The organism is Psychrobacter sp. SHUES1, assembly GCF_001652315.1.
Lineage (GTDB): Bacteria > Pseudomonadota > Gammaproteobacteria > Pseudomonadales > Moraxellaceae > Psychrobacter > Psychrobacter faecalis.
Map to the genome: position 1 here is coordinate 14,275 of NZ_LXWA01000052.1, position 16,761 is coordinate 31,035.

The following is a 16,761-nucleotide window of genomic DNA, read 5'->3' on the forward strand; positions in this document are numbered from 1 at the left end:
GATTGACGCGGTTAAATAAAAACCGTGTGCCTGCTATACTCTGACAACCTCAAAACCGATCAGATGTCTTACGTCAGCGAATTTTTATATGCGACTTGATAAAACACACTTTACCAATAAATATTAAGGATAATAAAATGGACGATAATGCCAACTATCAAAACGGTCTAAAAGTTCGTACCGAAGTGATGGGCGAGCAACATGTCAAACGCTCGCTCGATTCGGCGACCCCATTTACCCAGCCACTGCAAGACTGGATTATCGAACATGCTTGGGGCAGCACGTGGCAAGACGACACCATACTACCGCGCAAATATCGCTCCTTAATTACCATGGCGTTTTTGATTGCGCAAAAAAGCCCTGCTGAGCTAAAAGGTCATATCCGCGGGGCAATTAATAATGGCGCCAGCGTCGCTGAAATCCGAGAGGTGTTGATGCATAGCCTGCCTTATTGCGGTGCACCTGCTACCCAAGAAGCGTTTCGCGCAGCCATAGATGTGCTAAATGACATGGACATTGATATCAATAAATAAAACTAGGATAAAGGTGCGCTTCATAGTAGTCTTATTAGTGATAAAACCCTATTTAGCGCTAGTAGTTTTTTTGATTGTCTTAACAAGATTGCCCAAAAAACCTTTAGCCATTATCTGCTATAATAGCTGCATTCATAAAACATTCTAATAATGCCAAAAACCCTTATCTTATCAAGGGTTAAGAGAACATTTGATTATGACAAACGCCGTACAAACCCACGTCCCCGCTGCCCGTGCAAAACCGAAAAAAGCCATCCAAGGCGAAAAGCTACGTGGCTACGACAAGGTAGCGCGCATCCCAATTAAAGTGATTCCGACCGTCGAGGCAAAGAAAAAGCCTGATTGGATTCGGGTTAAAATGTCGTCACCTGCGGAAGTAGCGCGTATCAAAGCCACTCTGCGTGAGCAAAAGCTTTATACCGTCTGTGAAGAAGCAGCTTGCCCGAATCTGCCGCAGTGCTTCGCTGATGGTACGGCAACCTTTATGATTATGGGTGATATCTGTACCCGTCGCTGCCCGTTTTGTGATGTCGGTCATGGTCGCCCAAACGAATTGGACAAAGACGAGCCACGCCATACCGCTGAGACCATTCAAGGTCTAGGTCTGAAATATGCGGTGATTACTTCAGTTGACCGCGATGATTTAAAAGACGGCGGTGCTGGACATTTTGTTGAAGTGTTAAATGAATCGCGCGCGCTAAGCCCAAATTGCTTGATTGAGATACTGGTACCAGATTTCCGTGGGCGTATGGAGATTGCCTTAGACTTATTGACCGAAACCGCGCCAGATGTCTTTAACCACAATATTGAAACGGTGCCGCGTCTTTATAAAGCTTTCCGTCCGGGTTCAGACTATCAGCATTCATTAGATTTACTTAAAATCTATAAAGAGCGCCGCCCTGATATCGCCACTAAATGCGGCTTTATGGTTGGACTTGGTGAGACCGAAGAAGAAATCTATGCTCTGCTTGATGATTTAAAAGCCCATGATGTCGATATGATTACCATCGGTCAGTACCTGCAACCCAGTAAAGACCATGCGCCTGTTGATCGTTATGTGCATCCAGATGAATTTCAGCGCTATATGGATTATGGCAAAAAGATTGGTTTCTTTAGCATTTGGGCCGGCCCAATGGTACGCTCAAGCTACTTTGCCGATCGTCAATACTATGGCGAAGATTGCCCAGCGCCTATCCGCAGCAAAAAAGCGCTTGAAGCAGAAGGTAAACTTGGCTGTTAAGTAATATTCGTCACGATATCAAAGTAGGATGACGAATCTTAAAATATATAAAGGGCGAATAGTAGATAGTTACTATACGCCCTTTTTTTATGCTTATACACTCAATCCCTAAATAACGTTAAACATTTAGAGGTTGGACTACTGTTTTACTGTTTTTCATATTTAACAACGCGATACCAAGGATGATGACACCGCCTATCAAACCTGTGATAAGACCCGGATAAATCAGCAGTAAAGCACCAATTGCCAAAAGGATACGCGTGATTGTATTCATACTTCCTTTAAAATACCCTTCTAAGGCTGCACTAAGGCCAATTACACCAATCACAGACGTCACAACAGCCGTAACAATATCGATGATTGGTGGCAATGGGAATTCTTTTGCCGTAACCGCAAGACCTGTCGGGTCAATCATCAACATTGCAGGATTATAAATAAACATAAATGGAACGATAAATCCAGCCAGTGCCAACTTCAATGACAGAAACCCTGTTTTCATAGGATCGCCACCAGAGATACCAGCGCCAGCAAAGGCTGCCAAGCAGACTGGCGGAGTAATATTGGCAAATACGCCAAAATAAAATACGAACATATGCGCCGCCAAAATAGGAATATCAAATCCTGCTAATGCGGGCGCCGCCATCGTTGCCGTAATAATATATGCAGGAATCGATGGTAATCCCATTCCTAAAACCATCGACGCCAGCATGGTTAAAATCAAGGTGAGCAATAATGAGCCTGCTCCTAAAGTAACAATGGAAGAGGTCATTACCGTACCAAAACTCGTTAAGCTGACTACCCCAATAATAATCCCTACGACCGCACAGGCCGCCATGACCGCTAACGACTGGCGCGCACCGTCTTCTAGCGCGCCCAAAATGTCCTTAAAACTCATGCGCGTCTCAGCTCGTAGCATACTGATGACAACAGTAAAGCCAATGGTATAGGCAGCGGCATACCCTACCGGTACATTCTTAATCAATAAAAAAATCAAAAACACAATGGGTAGCAGCATATGACCGCGCACCTTTAACACCTCTTTTACCTGTGGCAGACTCTCTTTCGCCATACCTTTTAAGTCACGGCGGCCTGCACGAAAATGCACCTGCGCGATGACGCCCAGATAATACAAGATAGCAGGTAATAAGGCAGCCAGAGCGATCGTACTATATGGCAGTCCTGTGGTCTCGGCCATAATAAAAGCACTGGCACCCATAATTGGCGGCAAGATTTGACCACCGACTGACGCACTTGCCTCTACAGCGCCCGCAAAATCCTTATGATAGCCAACCTTTTTCATCAACGGAATGGTAAATGCGCCCGTACTGACCACGTTCGATAAGGCTGAGCCATTGATACTGCCCATAAAACCGCTTGAGATAACCGCTACCTTTGCTGGGCCGCCTTTTTTATCGCCTGCGAGCGCCAACGCCAAATCATTAAATAGCTGCCCCATTCCAGAGCGTGCCAAAAATGCGCCAAAGAGGATGAATAGAAAGATGAATGTGACCGAGGCACCAATGGCAACTGAATACAATCCTTCTGTCTTTAGGAATAATTGGCCAAAAATATCGCCAAAATCATAAGGCCGAGTGAGTAGCCGATCAGGCATAAAATCCATATGGCTGATAAATGGATATAACAAAAATATTGACGCCAATATCGGTAATATCCAACCAGTAATACGCCGACTGCCCTCGAGTACACAAATCACCGTGATAATAGAGAACAATACATCCGTTTGATTGGCTATGCCGCCGCGTGAGGTCACAATATCTTGATACTCATAGATAAGATACGCCATTCCAGATAAAGATAACACGAACCAAACCCAGTCGTACCAAGCCACCCGCTTGCGGCTGCTCTTCTTACTGGCTGGAAAAATCAGAAAAATCAATGCAAAACCAACACCTACATGCACAGAACGCTGTAACAATGATGGCATAGGATTAAAAGTAATATATAGATGAAAAAGTGAATATAAAATACAAATCGTAGCAATGATATATTTTACTGGACCCTGAGAGATATGACGCGTAATTGACTCTCGGTCGTACTTTTCTAGTATTGCTTGTGTGAGGTTAGGATCAACGTCGTCATCGATATCAGTGCTATCATGAAGGCCCGGTTGCTTAGACAACTTAGCCTCATCGCTAGAGACAGTAGTCCCGCTATTGTGATCCATCACTTGAGAGTTCATGACAAAAATCCTTATTAAATCTATCTATTAGACTATACGATTTGGGCGTAATAATTACTGCAGAATAATCGGGCACCCATTGATGAATTAAAATACGATGATCTGCATAATCAATTTCACCTTTGGTTCGTCTTGAAACCACCCAGTTGAGACTGGGGAGCCTTTCGTTGATTTGATAGCCAACATAGCCTGGTTTTTTTATGGGAGCGACATTTTCAGTAGATGGGGTTCCTGCTCCAAAAGCTTGCAAATAAGTGGTGGTTAGCAATAAACCTTCTTTCTCGCGAACATATTGCTCCTCCCACCACTGCTTTTCTACAGAATGAATCCAGCGCAATTGAAAATTGGGCTCAACGAAATAACATACTTTTTTATCAGATTCAGCAACATCATCGACGCGCACCTCGATGACAGACTGGCGGGTAAAAATTACCCAGAATGTTAAAACCGCTAGCGCAACAGTCACTGCTGCGCCGATTGTTAAACTTAAGCGTTTACTTAGCTGATTGCTCTTCATAGTATTTCTTAGCGCCTGGATGGATAGGAGCTACCATTCCTTCTTGAGCAGTCTCTAAGCTGATATCATTAGCTGCTTGGTGGGCATTTTTTAGGCCATCCAAGTTTTCAAACAGCGCTTTGGTCAGTTTATAGCCATCCTCTTCAGAGATGTCAGAACGAATCAACAACGCATTCATCACGGCAGTCGTTGGAATGGCGGCATCGTTACCATATGTTCCAGCAGGAATCTCGAACGTCTTAAAGTAAGGCTTGTTTTCGATAATTTGTTTAAGCTTATCTTGATTGATGGTGACCAGCTGCAATTTGATGCCCTGCTCTAGCTCTAACAGTGAAGAGTTTGGTAAGCCGCTACTAAAAAACGCCGCTTCAATCTTACCCGCTTTCATCGCATCGGCTGCATCGGCAAACCCTAGATAGTCAACTTTGACATCATCATAAGTGATACCAAAACCTTCTAACAACGTCCGAGCATTGACTTCCGTTCCAGAACCTTGATCACCAACCGCAATACGCTTACCTTTTAAATCTTCGATATTTTTGATACCAGATTTTTCTGAAGCGACTATCTGAATCACATTTGGATATAGAACGGCAACTTGTTGAATATTGGTTATCGGTTCTTTAAAGTCTTCAGTGCCTTCAACCGCATTGGTGACGACATCACTAAGTGCTAGCACCATGTCGACTTTACCTTGCGTGAGTAGATTGACGTTTTCTACTGACGCCCCCGTGGTTTGGGTCTTAGCATTAACGCCAAAGGTTTTGGCGTAGATTTCTGCTAAAGAGGTGCCAATAATATTATAAGGACCTGATGCGCCCCCTGTTGCGATGGTGACAAACTTGGTTTCAAGCTTATCACTCGCCGCTGAAGCAGCAGTATTGTCAGTGGTAGCGCTATTATTGGTATCAGTCGCCGTGTTGTCTGAACAGGCAACCATCGTCATACTTAAGGCAACAATTGCAGATAGTAGAGGAGTTTTACTAAAAAACGTCATTATTTTCATCCTTGATAAAGTAAAGCGAATTGGATTTATAAAATATTACGTAACCATGTCACTGTAATAGTAACTAATCCGTGTTGAATTGTGAGCTTTATATACTATATTAATTTTTGAAAAGTGTAGCGTCCCATTGATACGATCAAAAGGATCCATGTAATTAAAGCATGAGGTGTCATACATTGCTATCTTGTTTTATGCGATAGCAAACATTAGCACTCATGAATCGTAGTTTACCTCTTCAAATTTGCTAAACTAAAATTATTAGACCAGCTATTGTTTCGCTGTGCAGCACTAAGTTCCATATTCTTATGACCATTTAAACAGACTTTATAGACCTTGTAAACTTCTACTAACATTTCCCTTAATTGTTAAAATAACTTTGATTCTTACCATGCGCAGCCGACGTGTGATTATTGCTTGAGCAAATAATAGTTAAGAGAAGACTGACTGCCAATAATTATCTTTTTTACTAATACGCAGGTATCTATAATTGTTCACTACTATAATTGGTTTTTATTACATATAATCGCTAATAACATCAATAGAATCGACAAACCTTAAAGGAAAACTTATGAAAAAACTATTTGCTTCGAGCATCGTGCTTGCTACATTTGTCCTAGCTGGCTGTGCCACTTCTGATATAAATACCAATGCTGGCACGGCGATTGGTTCGGCAAACGAGATTGGGATGAATATTTTTAAAGCGGCTGTTGATAACCAATGTCGCAGCCAGATTGAAAAACAAAATGCTTGGCGCATTGCTAGTGTGGCGATGACGGACGCTCAAGAAGAAGAGATAAAAGGTCGAGTTTGCGGCTGCGTCAGCGAGCAAGCGCCGCAGCAAGTGACTCTTGTTGAACTTGGCAATGCGGCAATTGATGCCAATTATCGCACCCAACTGGTCACTAGAGTGGTGGCGAAAACGCTGCAGAGTTGCTACGGTAGCATTGTTAAATAAGTAGCTGACAAATAGATAGATGAATCGGCGACTTGACTAAAGGGTTTATTTCACGAAATAAGTTGGGTTATTCGTTGCACAACCCAACTTATTCATATAGATTATTTACTATTGTGAATGACAAATGGAATTTATCTTTAACCCATGTCAAGGATGACTGATGAAAAGACGTGCATTTATAAAACTTGGTGGTCAGGTAACGATAGCCGGTACTGTGTTGACTCAGCTCAGCGCTTGTTCATCAGATGATGACGACGTTAGGCCACCAAATAACATCGATGGTTTAGATGGCTTGGATGATTTAGGCTATCAAGGCGCAGCACCTTTTGTGCATGGTATTGCCAGCGGTGACCCGCTCCAAGATCGCGTCATACTGTGGACACGAATTACCAATGACGGTAGTATCCAAGCCGCCAGTATTCCTGTTGCTTATAGGGTAGCAACAGACCCAGTGCTTAAAAACATCGTTACTCAAGGTCGCGCACGCACCATACCACAAGCAGACTTGCCAGCAAGCGCAGTTGATCGTGTGCGCTTAGCAGTGGTTTCCTGCTCAAACTATGGCTTTGGCTACTTTAATGGCTATGCCAATATCGCCAAGCAAGCCGACCTCTCTGCTGTCATACATTTAGGTGATTATATCTATGAGTATCCAGAAGGCTTTTATCGCGATAACGATTTAAAAGAAGAGCGACCGTTAGACCCAAAAAACGAGATTATCAGTTTAGACGATTATCGTCGTCGCTACGCTTGCTATCGTACCGATGTCGATTTGCAAGAATGTCATCGTCAGCATCCGTTTATCGCTGTTTGGGACGATCACGAAATCGCAGACAATTCATGGAAAGGTGGCGCAGGTTTTCATACCGAGAGTAAAGGCAGCTATATAGAACGCAAAATGTCCGCCGTACGCGCTTATCATGAGTGGATGCCTATTCGCGATGACAGTAGCAACGAGCTAGACAGCCAATTACGCATCTATCGACGTTTTGAGTTTGGTAAATTATTCGATTTAAATATGCTAGATACGCGCATATTTGGTCGCGAAAAGCTTGATGCCAAAGCCAGTAACGAGCCTGAACGCCAACTATTAGGTCTTGAACAAGAAAACTGGCTTTATTTAAAGATTCTTGAAGGCAAACGCCGTCAAGCAACATGGCAAGTGCTCGGGCAACAAGTTATTTTAGCGCCATTTAAAGGCACTTTTGCCACCAATTCTGGCGATATTTGGAATGGGTATGCCAGTGCACGCACACGTTTGCTCAACTTTATCGAAGAAAATAATATCTCCAACACGGTTGTTTTAACTGGGGATTATCATGCTTCCTTTGCTTTTGATATCGCAAAAAACCCTTTTGAAGCGAGTAGCTATAACCCTCTAACCGGCAAAGGCTCTTTAGCCGTAGAGTTCGTCTGTCCGGCATTGACGTCTTTACCCTTCCCCGAAACTGCTGGGGTTGAGCTAAACCCGCATCAGAAATTTAACAATCAGACCGAACGTGGTTATATGCTCCTCGATATCACTGAGCAGGCGTTTCAATGCGAATGGTATTACACGGACACCTTAAAAAAACGAGATGATAGCGTTAGATTTGCAAAAAGTTTGCTTACTGAAACCCAAACCAACCACTTGATTGATGGCAGTCAATCGCGCCTGCTTACTAACGTCGCTGCCCTCTCTGCTGCTGACAAATCCATTGCAGTGAAAAAGTCTGCCGCTTTAAGCGGTGCTTAACACAATACGCTCCGCACAGCACTTTGCACACTTAAGGTAAAAAATAGTAGCCAACAAAAAAGGGTAAATTATATGATTTACCCTTTTTTATTGCTCATTCAGCTAATGGGATTTATGAAATACTGACGTACTTATGATTAGTCAATTATAACTCATTGCTAGGCGTTGGACGAACAGGTAAAGACGCGGTTGATGGCAATATTTTACTGCGATGAAAATACTTGGACGAGCCAGCAATTATCTTATTCACTTCTTTGACCAAGGCATGGATGACATCATCATAAACGCCATGATATAACTCGGTCTTAAACGCTGTAAAAGGATGCTTACGCGATGCCGAACTGACTTCTGTCACGCCCTGCTTACTATAAAAAATATCGACGCGGCCATCGCTATTTAACACACAATTTAACTCTCCGCCTTCAAGCGCCATCTCGATACGCTCAGGCATAAAAATATAATCATCCACATCCATGAGCTTTTTTTCTACTTCTCTCTTAAAAAAAGATTTAATATCAAACATACATACACCCTTTGTCTTAAAATTTTAAAAACCTTTAGCACGTCTATTCTTATGGTCTTTATGGTATGCGTCTCGCATATTTACTTATGATAAATCGTACTTTATTAACTTATCCTATAAGGTGTATGGATACTTTTTAAGACAGAATATGTAAAACTGCGTTTGATGTTGGTAAAAAAAGACGCCGTCTAAGCGCCCCTTCTTTTTTGGTAAATCCAATCATACGATTGTGCGTAATTATACCCAGCCTTTTTCACGAAATAACTGTAACGTCTTAATAACGACTGTCATCTCTTCGGGTGTGCCAAGTGTGATGCGGTTAAAACCTGGTATCGAAGGGAACTCGCGACCAACGGCAATACCATGTTCGAGCATACGATCAATATAGGTTTGCACGTCACCCTTGACTTCATAAAAAATAAAGTTGGTTTGCGAGGGCAAATAACGCAGTTCCAGCTCAGCGAGCGCCGTCTGCATCATTTTTCTTGCTTGATTGGTGGTTTGTAAGCTATGCGCCAAAAACGCCTCGTCTTCTAGCGTTGCTATTGCTGCAACCGCACCTAACATGTTGATATTATCCGTAGACATCAAAGACCCGATTTCTGCAATCATCGGCGGATTGGCAATCGCATAACCGACGCGCAAGCCTGCTAGCCCAAATAATTTTGAGAAAGTGCGCACGACAATCAAGTTATCTGATAACCCCTCTTTTATCCATTCAACACCGCTCACAAAACTTGGATCGGTAATATAGCCAAAGTAGGCTTCATCCAATAAGAAATAGTGGTTTTTTGGTGCATTTTTCATCCACGCTTTGAGTGTATCCGTTTCGGTAATGATAGCCGTTGGATTATTAGGGTTGCACAAATAAAAAAGATTGATACCGTCAAATTGAGCAGCCGCTTTTTGTAGATTATCAAAGTCTAAATCATAGTCATCGCGCGTTAATGGCACTTTGACTACTGAAATACCTAAGGAGCGTGCATACAGCTCGGCACAGCCAAAAGTTGGGTCTGGAATGATTAGCTGAAACCTTGTATCTGTTTTTAATGCTTTGTCATGCAGCATTTGCACCACTGCTCTGATACTCTCGATTGAGCCATTGCCCAATAAAACCTGATTTTCAGGTACACCATTGAGATCCGCTACTTTGCTCAGCAGCGTAGCGCGATGTTTATCAGGATAGCGAGCAGCGCCAGCCAAAGCATTAGCGATGGCTTCTTTGGCAGAGTCTGACATGCCCAAAGAGTTTTCATTAAAGTCTAGCTTGAGTAATTTATGACTGTTATTATCGATATTATTATGCATGATAGGTAATCCGCCTACGTCGTCCATGAATGATAAAGCGCATGCAGCTGCGTCATATCATCTTAAGTGGCATTTCTCATAATTACAAGTTATCTAATAGCAAATTATTAGTTATTAATATACCTAGATAGAAGTACGTTTAACTTTAAACATCCCATAAAAAAAGGTGAGCTGCAGCCTATGCAACTCACCTTTCTACGTCTACATTCAGTCGGAATTAAACCATTAAATCAAATGCGCTTTTAATTCCAATACTTTATCACGCGTTTTTGCCGCTTCTTCAAATTTCAAATCTCGTGACATTTGCTGCATTTGTTTCTCAAGGCGTTTGATTTCTTTGGCCAGTAAATCAGGACTGCGCAAAATGCTAATATCGACATCAGGCAGATTGCTTTTTACAGGGATTACTTGATTGTCATTGGCATCAAGGTTTTCACCCGTGTCAATTTTATCGGTAATACTACGGCGCGCACCTTTTGGCGTAATATTGTGCTCAAGGTTAAAGGCAACTTGTTTTTCGCGGCGACGGTCAGTCTCCTCTATCGCTTTTTCCATACTCGGCGTAATGCGGTCAGCGTACAAAATCGCTTTACCGTTTAAGTGACGGGCAGCACGGCCAATGGTCTGGATCAGCGAGCGCTCAGAACGCAAAAAGCCCTCTTTATCAGCATCAAATATCGCTACCAATGACACCTCTGGCATATCCAAACCTTCACGCAACAGGTTAATACCGACCAGCACATCATGCACGCCTGTCCGCAGCTCATGAATAATCTGCATGCGCTCAACGGTATCGATATCTGAATGCAGATAAGCGACTTTGACATCGTATTCTTTAAGATAACTGGTCAAATCTTCCGCCATACGCTTGGTTAACGTGGTGATAAGCACGCGCTCGTCAAGCTCGCGGCGTTTGGTAATCTCAGATAGCACATCATCAACCTGCGTCAATACTGGACGAATCTCAATCTCAGGGTCAATCAAACCGGTTGGACGCACGACTTGCTCGACCACCCGCTCGCTGTGTTCAAGCTCATACTGTGCTGGCGTTGCGCTAACATAGATGGTTTTAGGCTTAATACGCTCCCATTCTTCAAACTTCATCGGGCGATTGTTCATTGCACTTGGCAGACGAAAGCCATAATTGACGAGGTTTTCTTTACGCGACCTATCGCCTTTATACATCGCCCCAATTTGCGAAACCGTCACGTGCGATTCATCGATAAATAACAGCGCATCTTCTGGAATATAATCAAACAAAGTCGGCGGCGCTTCCCCTGACGGACGACCAGACAGATGCTGCGAGTAGTTTTCGATACCATTACAGTAGCCGAGCTGCTGAATCATCTCAAGATCATACTGGGTACGCTCTTTTAGACGCTGCGCTTCAACCAATTTATTATTGTCGCGAAAATACTCGAGACGCGGCTCAAGCTCGGCGCGAATGGTATGACTTGCTGCTTCCAGTTTATTGCGCGGGGTCACATAATGCGATTTCGGATAAATGGTAATACGCGGCACACTTCGGACGGTTTTGCCAGTTAACGGGTCAAACCAAGTAATTTTCTCCACTTCATCATCAAACAGATGTACGCGCACCGCTAGCTGCTCAGATTCCGCAGGATAAATATCTAACAGCTCACCGCGCAAGCGATAGGTACCACGGCCAAAATCTAACTCATTACGGTTATATTGCATTTCAACCAAACGCTTAATGGTCGCGGTCCGATCGATTTTATCGCCAACCACCACATGCAAAAGCATTTTTAGATAACTTTCTGGATCACCCAAACCATAAATACAGGAGACCGAAGCCACAATAATCGCATCACGGCGCTCAAGTAGCGCCCGCGTCGCTGATAGGCGCATTTGGTCAATATGGTCGTTGATAGCACTGTCTTTTTCGATAAAGGTATCACTCGCAGCAACATAGGCTTCCGGCTGATAATAGTCGTAATAACTGACAAAATACTCAACCGCATTATTTGGAAAGAACGCTTTAAATTCGCCATAGAGCTGGGCGGCAAGGGTTTTATTGTGCGCCATAATAATGGTTGGACGCTGGCATTCAGCGATGACTTTTGCCATGGTATAAGTCTTACCAGAACCGGTCACACCGAGTAATAATTGCTCATCCATCCCAGCATTGATACCATTAACAAGCTTGGCAATCGCTTGTGGTTGGTCGCCTGCCGGCTCAAAGTCGGTGACCATCTCAAAGGCGCGGCTTGATATTTGCGTACCAGACGCGTTGACACCACTGATTTCAGCTTCGCCTTGCAGCTGAGTGGCCAATTGGTTTAACTGACGCGACGAGCGCGGTTCAGGCATTCGCATAATGGCTTTCTTCCTGACATTTATAAAAGGTTATAAGAGTTTAGACTTATAACAATATGGGGTCTAAATCCCAGTTTTTAAAGGATAATCATGGGTTTCATTTCCTATTTACCCACATAATTAACGGCTAAAATTTGCGCTATTAACGGTAATTTTAAAACGACTACTATTCATTTAACGTCTATTATTTATAGGAAAGGCACAGAATGGCAGCTAAATTTACAAAGCTTTTCACGATTAACAAAGTCATTACACGACCACTTAATAAAGCCTAAAACCTAGGGGTTCAATCGCGCTCATAAACTGCTACTATGGGTACTGAATTAATGAACAAGCAGTATTAAGAAGCGATAAGTACAAGCAACAACACGCTTAAAAATTAATCGAACAACTAATAAAAACTTAAAATAATGGAGCAAACTATGAGAGAACGTTACGCAAGTGGTATTGATGATAAAACCGCTGAAAAAATGGTTGAACTGTTAAACGCTAACTTAGCCAATCTGATTGACCTAAGTATGGACAGCAAGCAGTGCCATTGGAACTTGCAAGGTACTGGCTTTATTGGCGTACATCAATTGTTAGATGAGACTTATGAGCGTTTGACTGAAGCATTTGATACAGTTGCCGAACGTATCGTTATTCTTGGCGGTAAAGCCAACGGTATCTCTAAGCGTGTGGTCGAAGACTCTATCTTAGAGACGTATCCAACTGATATCACAGAAGTTGATGAGCACGTACGCGAGCTTACCAATCGTTATAAAACTATTGCTGCCTCACTGCGTGAAGGTATTGATACCGCGGGTGATGCAGGCGATGAAGATACGGCGGATTTGTTGACTGAAGTAAGCCGTATTGTTGATAAAGACGCTTGGTTCATCGGTGCTAATGCCCCAAAGAAAAAGTAACAGCGACTGAATAAATCTATGAATGATATTCAGATAAGTATAAAAAAAGGTCACTTTTATAGTGACCTTTTTTATACCTTAAAACTTATTTTTATGAATTGCTGTTAAGGTCAAAATATCCTAAAAACGCGACGGTATGGCTGATATCAATTTTTTGTAGACTCTGTCTGCGCAGGCACAGCAAGCAAGAAAAATTGATTTTAAAGACGGGTATTAAAACGGGTTAGAATTAGACTAAAAAATAATGACATTAAAAAACGCCTTTAATAATCTGCTTCATTTGCGGCAATAGCTCGCTTAGTTGCGCTTCAGTCTCGCTGGTATCTTCAGGCAAGGATTGCTGTAAAAAAGCCGCGGTAATTTGTGGCTGCTTGGCAAGGATACTTTGCCCTACTGCCGTATCGTAGAATTTAATCTGGGCGTCAACTTCAGCTTGTGTGTAGTAAGTCTTAGCGGCACTAATATAAGCTTGCGTCAAGGTTTGTGCGTCGGCTGCATTGCCAATACCCTCAGTCATAATCTTGGCATATTGACCTAACACGCTTTGAATTTGCTCTTGTAGCTCGCGTTGGCGCTTATTTAACGGTTGGTCACTGGCGCGCTGATTACTGCTTTGATTCTGGTTTTTGGTTTGCGTATTAATGGCATCGATGGCCGCTTGTTGGCCATTGACGATAGACTGAATCTGCTCGTCGATATGCATCACTTGCATCAGTTTAATGATAGACACATCAGTTGGTGCTTGATTGTTCATTTGCTGCTTGGCAATATTATTGGTGCCCTTACTAACCCTATTTGGCTCACTATGGACAATCAATTCTGCATTGGCATTGACGATAGGTGCTGATAGAAGCGTTGTCACCACCAAAGTAAGTAATGGATTGATGCTAGTAGGACGCCGACTGGTATTTTTTTTGGAAGATTTTAGGTAATTTTTCATATAAGACTCTTATTATTATAGGTGACGATTATTTATTATGCGGCAAATCTTATTAAGCACACTGCTCATCCGGTAAACGTAAAACCTCAGCATTGGGAACGGATAATGTCAAAATCGCTTCTTGAAATAATGGATTGGCGCGGAATTGATTTTCAATATCTTCAAATTTTTGCGCGATTTGCTGTTCTTGTTGATTACCAGCGATATCGACCGCTGCCACCATAAATATTTTTTTGGGGCCGACCCACTCTAAGTGCAAGTAAGAGACGCTGTCGATATCAGGATGATTTAATAGTTCTGTTAAGATATAGCAATGGGTTTTTTCTGAGACTTTATAGCCAACCAAAAAATCACGATTGCGATTGATTAAAAAGATAGCAACCATACCCAATAATATGCCAACGATAATAGAACCAAGGGCATCCCAAAATGGCTCACCTGTATAGGCATGCATGCCCATCGCTGCTGCTGCGACCACCAAGCCTATGACCGCTGCCAAATCCTCAAAAAACACCCCGCGCAACGTTGGGTTTGAAGTATTCACTACATAACCTAATGCACTGACATTGATAGCCTGACCATGCTTTTTACTTTGTAAATACGCCTGCACTAGAGAAAAACCTTCAAGCACAAAGGCCACTGCCAAAATAATAAAGCCAATGGTGTAATTGGTTTCTGTTTCAGGCGCATTCCACTCGGTGATACCGGTATAGATAGAAACAATCGAGCCTGCCATAAAAACGCCAAAAGCGGCAATCATCGACCATACGTATGACTCTTTACCATAGCCTAACGGATGACTGTTATCGGCAGGTTTGACCGCTTTTTTCTCCGCCACGATGAGTAGAGTGCCATTACCTGCATCTGCCCACGAATGCGCTGATTCAGCAATCATAGAAGCAGAGCCAGTCATAAATGCCGCAACGGTTTTGGCAATGGCAATAATAACATTCGCTCCTACGGCAATTAGCACAGTAACCAGCGACGAGGATTTCTCGTCTTCCTGCTTCTTGTCCTCCTGAATGTTTTCGGGGCTCGTGACGTTAGTGAAATTGAGGTTAGGATTGATACCGTCTTTAGAATTGCTAGTATCTTTGGTCAAATTGGCAATAGAACGCGCGCTGCCAGCACCGCGGGTACGAACGGCTTGCGGTGCTAGCTGATCTTTGGAAGGAATGTTTGATGATTCAGTGTTTTTTGAACTCATATGAGGCTCAATAAATTGTTAATATAATGAAGTTAAACAGCCATCAAAAAAGTTAAGCCATGAGCGCTAACTATTTTTAACTGCCTTATTTATCATTAAATTTAACCAATTAGCCGCTACTGGTCAGTAAGGTTTTCGTGAGACTTTGTTTAAGTATTGATGATTTTGCTAGGTAAAATGCGCCTTATTTGGCATTGCTATGCTGAGCAAGCCCGCCAATCCTATCATTGTCGTTGCCGCTTTTATCCGTCATCTTATCAGCGCCCAGACTTTCGCCAATCATTTGATTGATGTCGCAGCTCGGGCGATGCGAGCTTTGCATGCGTAGCTCTTTACGCGCCAAGCCTGCGTCAAAACGGCACTGCTGCATGGCATTTTTAATCTCAAGGGCAGGCACAGGCGTCGGTTTACCGTTATCATCAATCGCCACCATAGTAAAATAGCAGCTATTGGTATGGCGAATCGTACGGGCGCGAACGTCCTCCGCTTCAACCCGAATCCCCACTTCCATAGATGTTCTACCGACATAATTGATACTAGCGGCAAAAGTAACCAACTCGCCCACATAGATAGGCTCGCGGAACATCACTTGATCGACCGATAGTGTCACCACATAGCTACCACTATAGCGACTGGCGCAAGCATAAGCGACTTGGTCAAGCATTTTGAGCAAATCTCCACCGTGGACGTTGCCGATGAAATTGGCCATATCTGGCGTCATCAGCACCGACATGTATAACTCATGATTTAAAGGGGCGCTTTTGGCAGTAGAGCTGGTATTGTATTGCGACATAATATTCCTTGCTGTTATCGTAAAACCTGTCTATTTTAAATATCCGTTATACAGCAGGCGTTGTTAAATCGCAAATAAAGACTGTTAGAGGGAGTATAGGGATATTTTTTATTTAGATGCCTATAATTTTTCTCATTGTTTTATGATTATATTTTGACTAGGGCATGTCTTCAATTGGATAAGCGATAAATAATAGTTACAATACCGCATCTATTGAGACGATGCGAGAAATACAAGTTATGGCAAGAACAGCACTAACAGATACGCTTTGGGATCAATTGCAATCAACGATGACACAGCATGGCTGCTATCACACTCAAAACAGTCGAGAGGTCATGGAAGCCATACTGTGGAAACTACGCACAGGTGCGCCTTGGCGTGACATACCTGAAGAATTGTGTTCGTGGAAAACAGCTTATAGTCGTTTCAACCGCTGGTCGAAAACGGGTTTGTGGGAGAAATTTTTTTTAGCCTACGAAAAGAAGTTGATACGGAATGGGTATTCATCGACGGAAGCTATGTTCGCTGTCACCAGCATGCAAGTGGAGCTCGGCTTGGT

14 protein-coding genes and 1 pseudogene are annotated in these 16,761 nt (G+C 42.9%); 6 read left to right on the top strand and 9 right to left on the bottom strand.

The annotated features are described in order from the left end of the window. The first annotated feature begins 137 nt into the window (after positions 1–137). A complete protein-coding gene (locus A7325_RS06955) occupies positions 138–533 on the top strand; it encodes a carboxymuconolactone decarboxylase family protein (RefSeq protein ID WP_068406189.1) in 396 nt (131 codons plus the stop codon). Between the two features lie 196 nt (positions 534–729). After that, positions 730–1,773 carry a lipoyl synthase gene (gene lipA / locus A7325_RS06960; protein ID WP_068406192.1) on the top strand — a complete coding sequence of 348 codons (1,044 nt, stop codon included), beginning with the start codon at positions 730–732 and terminating at the stop codon, positions 1,771–1,773. Positions 1,774–1,891: 118 nt separating this feature from the next. Here lipA and A7325_RS06965 read toward each other — a convergent pair whose 3' ends face one another. The 3 genes from A7325_RS06965 to A7325_RS06975 are packed head-to-tail and all read right to left on the bottom strand — an operon-like array spanning position 1,892 to position 5,487. Beyond that, positions 1,892–3,973, bottom strand: a complete 2,082-nt coding sequence (locus A7325_RS06965; RefSeq protein WP_197488880.1) for a TRAP transporter permease — start codon at positions 3,971–3,973, stop codon at positions 1,892–1,894. Continuing rightward, positions 3,945–4,490 (bottom strand): DUF1850 domain-containing protein, encoded by a 546-nt coding sequence (locus tag A7325_RS06970; RefSeq protein WP_068406195.1) that lies wholly within the window; start codon positions 4,488–4,490, stop codon positions 3,945–3,947. The genes A7325_RS06965 and A7325_RS06970 overlap by 29 nt, the downstream gene beginning before the upstream one ends. Then, positions 4,468–5,487 (bottom strand): TAXI family TRAP transporter solute-binding subunit, encoded by a 1,020-nt coding sequence (locus A7325_RS06975; protein ID WP_068406198.1) that lies wholly within the window; start codon positions 5,485–5,487, stop codon positions 4,468–4,470. The genes A7325_RS06970 and A7325_RS06975 overlap by 23 nt, the downstream gene beginning before the upstream one ends. 577 nt (positions 5,488–6,064) lie before the next feature. Here A7325_RS06975 and A7325_RS06980 point away from each other — a divergent pair. Both A7325_RS06980 and A7325_RS06985 read left to right on the top strand, forming a co-directional pair. Continuing rightward, entirely contained in the window at positions 6,065–6,451 is a 387-nt protein-coding gene (locus A7325_RS06980; protein WP_068406201.1) for a hypothetical protein, read from the top strand. Between the two features lie 160 nt (positions 6,452–6,611). Next, positions 6,612–8,186 carry an alkaline phosphatase D family protein gene (locus tag A7325_RS06985; RefSeq protein ID WP_068406204.1) on the top strand — a complete coding sequence of 525 codons (1,575 nt, stop codon included), beginning with the start codon at positions 6,612–6,614 and terminating at the stop codon, positions 8,184–8,186. A 145-nt stretch (positions 8,187–8,331) separates the two neighbouring features. Here A7325_RS06985 and A7325_RS06990 read toward each other — a convergent pair whose 3' ends face one another. From A7325_RS06990 to uvrB, 3 genes are all read right to left on the bottom strand, one after another. Continuing rightward, positions 8,332–8,709, bottom strand: a complete 378-nt coding sequence (locus A7325_RS06990) for a hypothetical protein (protein ID WP_068406207.1) — start codon at positions 8,707–8,709, stop codon at positions 8,332–8,334. 237 nt (positions 8,710–8,946) lie between these two features. Beyond that, complete coding sequence (locus A7325_RS06995; RefSeq protein WP_227514955.1) at positions 8,947–10,017, bottom strand: pyridoxal phosphate-dependent aminotransferase; 1,071 nt, start codon at positions 10,015–10,017, stop codon at positions 8,947–8,949. Positions 10,018–10,242: 225 nt separating this feature from the next. Further along, complete coding sequence (uvrB, locus tag A7325_RS07000) at positions 10,243–12,354, bottom strand: excinuclease ABC subunit UvrB (protein WP_068406210.1); 2,112 nt, start codon at positions 12,352–12,354, stop codon at positions 10,243–10,245. A 422-nt stretch (positions 12,355–12,776) separates the two neighbouring features. Between uvrB and dps the strand changes: the two genes are divergently transcribed. Then, complete coding sequence (gene dps, locus A7325_RS07005) at positions 12,777–13,262, top strand: DNA starvation/stationary phase protection protein Dps (RefSeq protein WP_068406213.1); 486 nt, start codon at positions 12,777–12,779, stop codon at positions 13,260–13,262. Between the two features lie 250 nt (positions 13,263–13,512). Here dps and A7325_RS07010 read toward each other — a convergent pair whose 3' ends face one another. The 3 genes from A7325_RS07010 to A7325_RS07020 form a co-directional block, all read right to left on the bottom strand. Next, the gene (locus tag A7325_RS07010; RefSeq protein WP_068406215.1) at positions 13,513–14,202 is read right to left on the bottom strand and encodes a DUF2059 domain-containing protein; all 690 of its coding nucleotides are present in this window, start codon (positions 14,200–14,202) and stop codon (positions 13,513–13,515) included. Between the two features lie 52 nt (positions 14,203–14,254). Then, complete coding sequence (locus A7325_RS07015) at positions 14,255–15,409, bottom strand: cation diffusion facilitator family transporter (protein WP_227514956.1); 1,155 nt, start codon at positions 15,407–15,409, stop codon at positions 14,255–14,257. A 184-nt stretch (positions 15,410–15,593) separates the two neighbouring features. Next, complete coding sequence (locus A7325_RS07020; protein WP_068406218.1) at positions 15,594–16,202, bottom strand: acyl-CoA thioesterase; 609 nt, start codon at positions 16,200–16,202, stop codon at positions 15,594–15,596. A gap of 239 nt (positions 16,203–16,441) precedes the next feature. On the opposite strand from A7325_RS07020, the pseudogene A7325_RS07025 reads away from it, so the two are divergent. Next, positions 16,442–16,761, top strand: a pseudogene (locus A7325_RS07025) (transposase); the annotation flags it as partial.

Excerpts from the sequence above, each read along its gene's own strand:
- A7325_RS07010 (WP_068406215.1), bottom strand. The coding sequence starts at position 14,202 with ATGAAAAATTACCTAAAATCTTCCAAAAAAAATACCAGTCGGCGTCCT.
- A7325_RS07015 (WP_227514956.1), bottom strand. The coding sequence starts at position 15,409 with ATGAGTTCAAAAAACACTGAATCATCAAACATTCCTTCCAAAGATCAG.
- lipA (WP_068406192.1), top strand. The coding sequence starts at position 730 with ATGACAAACGCCGTACAAACCCACGTCCCCGCTGCCCGTGCAAAACCG.
- A7325_RS06985 (WP_068406204.1), top strand. The coding sequence starts at position 6,612 with ATGAAAAGACGTGCATTTATAAAACTTGGTGGTCAGGTAACGATAGCC.
- dps (WP_068406213.1), top strand. The coding sequence starts at position 12,777 with ATGAGAGAACGTTACGCAAGTGGTATTGATGATAAAACCGCTGAAAAA.
- A7325_RS06975 (WP_068406198.1), bottom strand. The coding sequence starts at position 5,487 with ATGACGTTTTTTAGTAAAACTCCTCTACTATCTGCAATTGTTGCCTTA.
- A7325_RS06980 (WP_068406201.1), top strand. The coding sequence starts at position 6,065 with ATGAAAAAACTATTTGCTTCGAGCATCGTGCTTGCTACATTTGTCCTA.
- uvrB (WP_068406210.1), bottom strand. The coding sequence starts at position 12,354 with ATGCGAATGCCTGAACCGCGCTCGTCGCGTCAGTTAAACCAATTGGCC.
- A7325_RS06965 (WP_197488880.1), bottom strand. The coding sequence starts at position 3,973 with ATGAACTCTCAAGTGATGGATCACAATAGCGGGACTACTGTCTCTAGC.
- A7325_RS07020 (WP_068406218.1), bottom strand. The coding sequence starts at position 16,202 with ATGTCGCAATACAATACCAGCTCTACTGCCAAAAGCGCCCCTTTAAAT.
- A7325_RS06995 (WP_227514955.1), bottom strand. The coding sequence starts at position 10,017 with ATGCATAATAATATCGATAATAACAGTCATAAATTACTCAAGCTAGAC.
- A7325_RS06955 (WP_068406189.1), top strand. The coding sequence starts at position 138 with ATGGACGATAATGCCAACTATCAAAACGGTCTAAAAGTTCGTACCGAA.
- A7325_RS06990 (WP_068406207.1), bottom strand. The coding sequence starts at position 8,709 with ATGTTTGATATTAAATCTTTTTTTAAGAGAGAAGTAGAAAAAAAGCTC.
- A7325_RS06970 (WP_068406195.1), bottom strand. The coding sequence starts at position 4,490 with ATGAAGAGCAATCAGCTAAGTAAACGCTTAAGTTTAACAATCGGCGCA.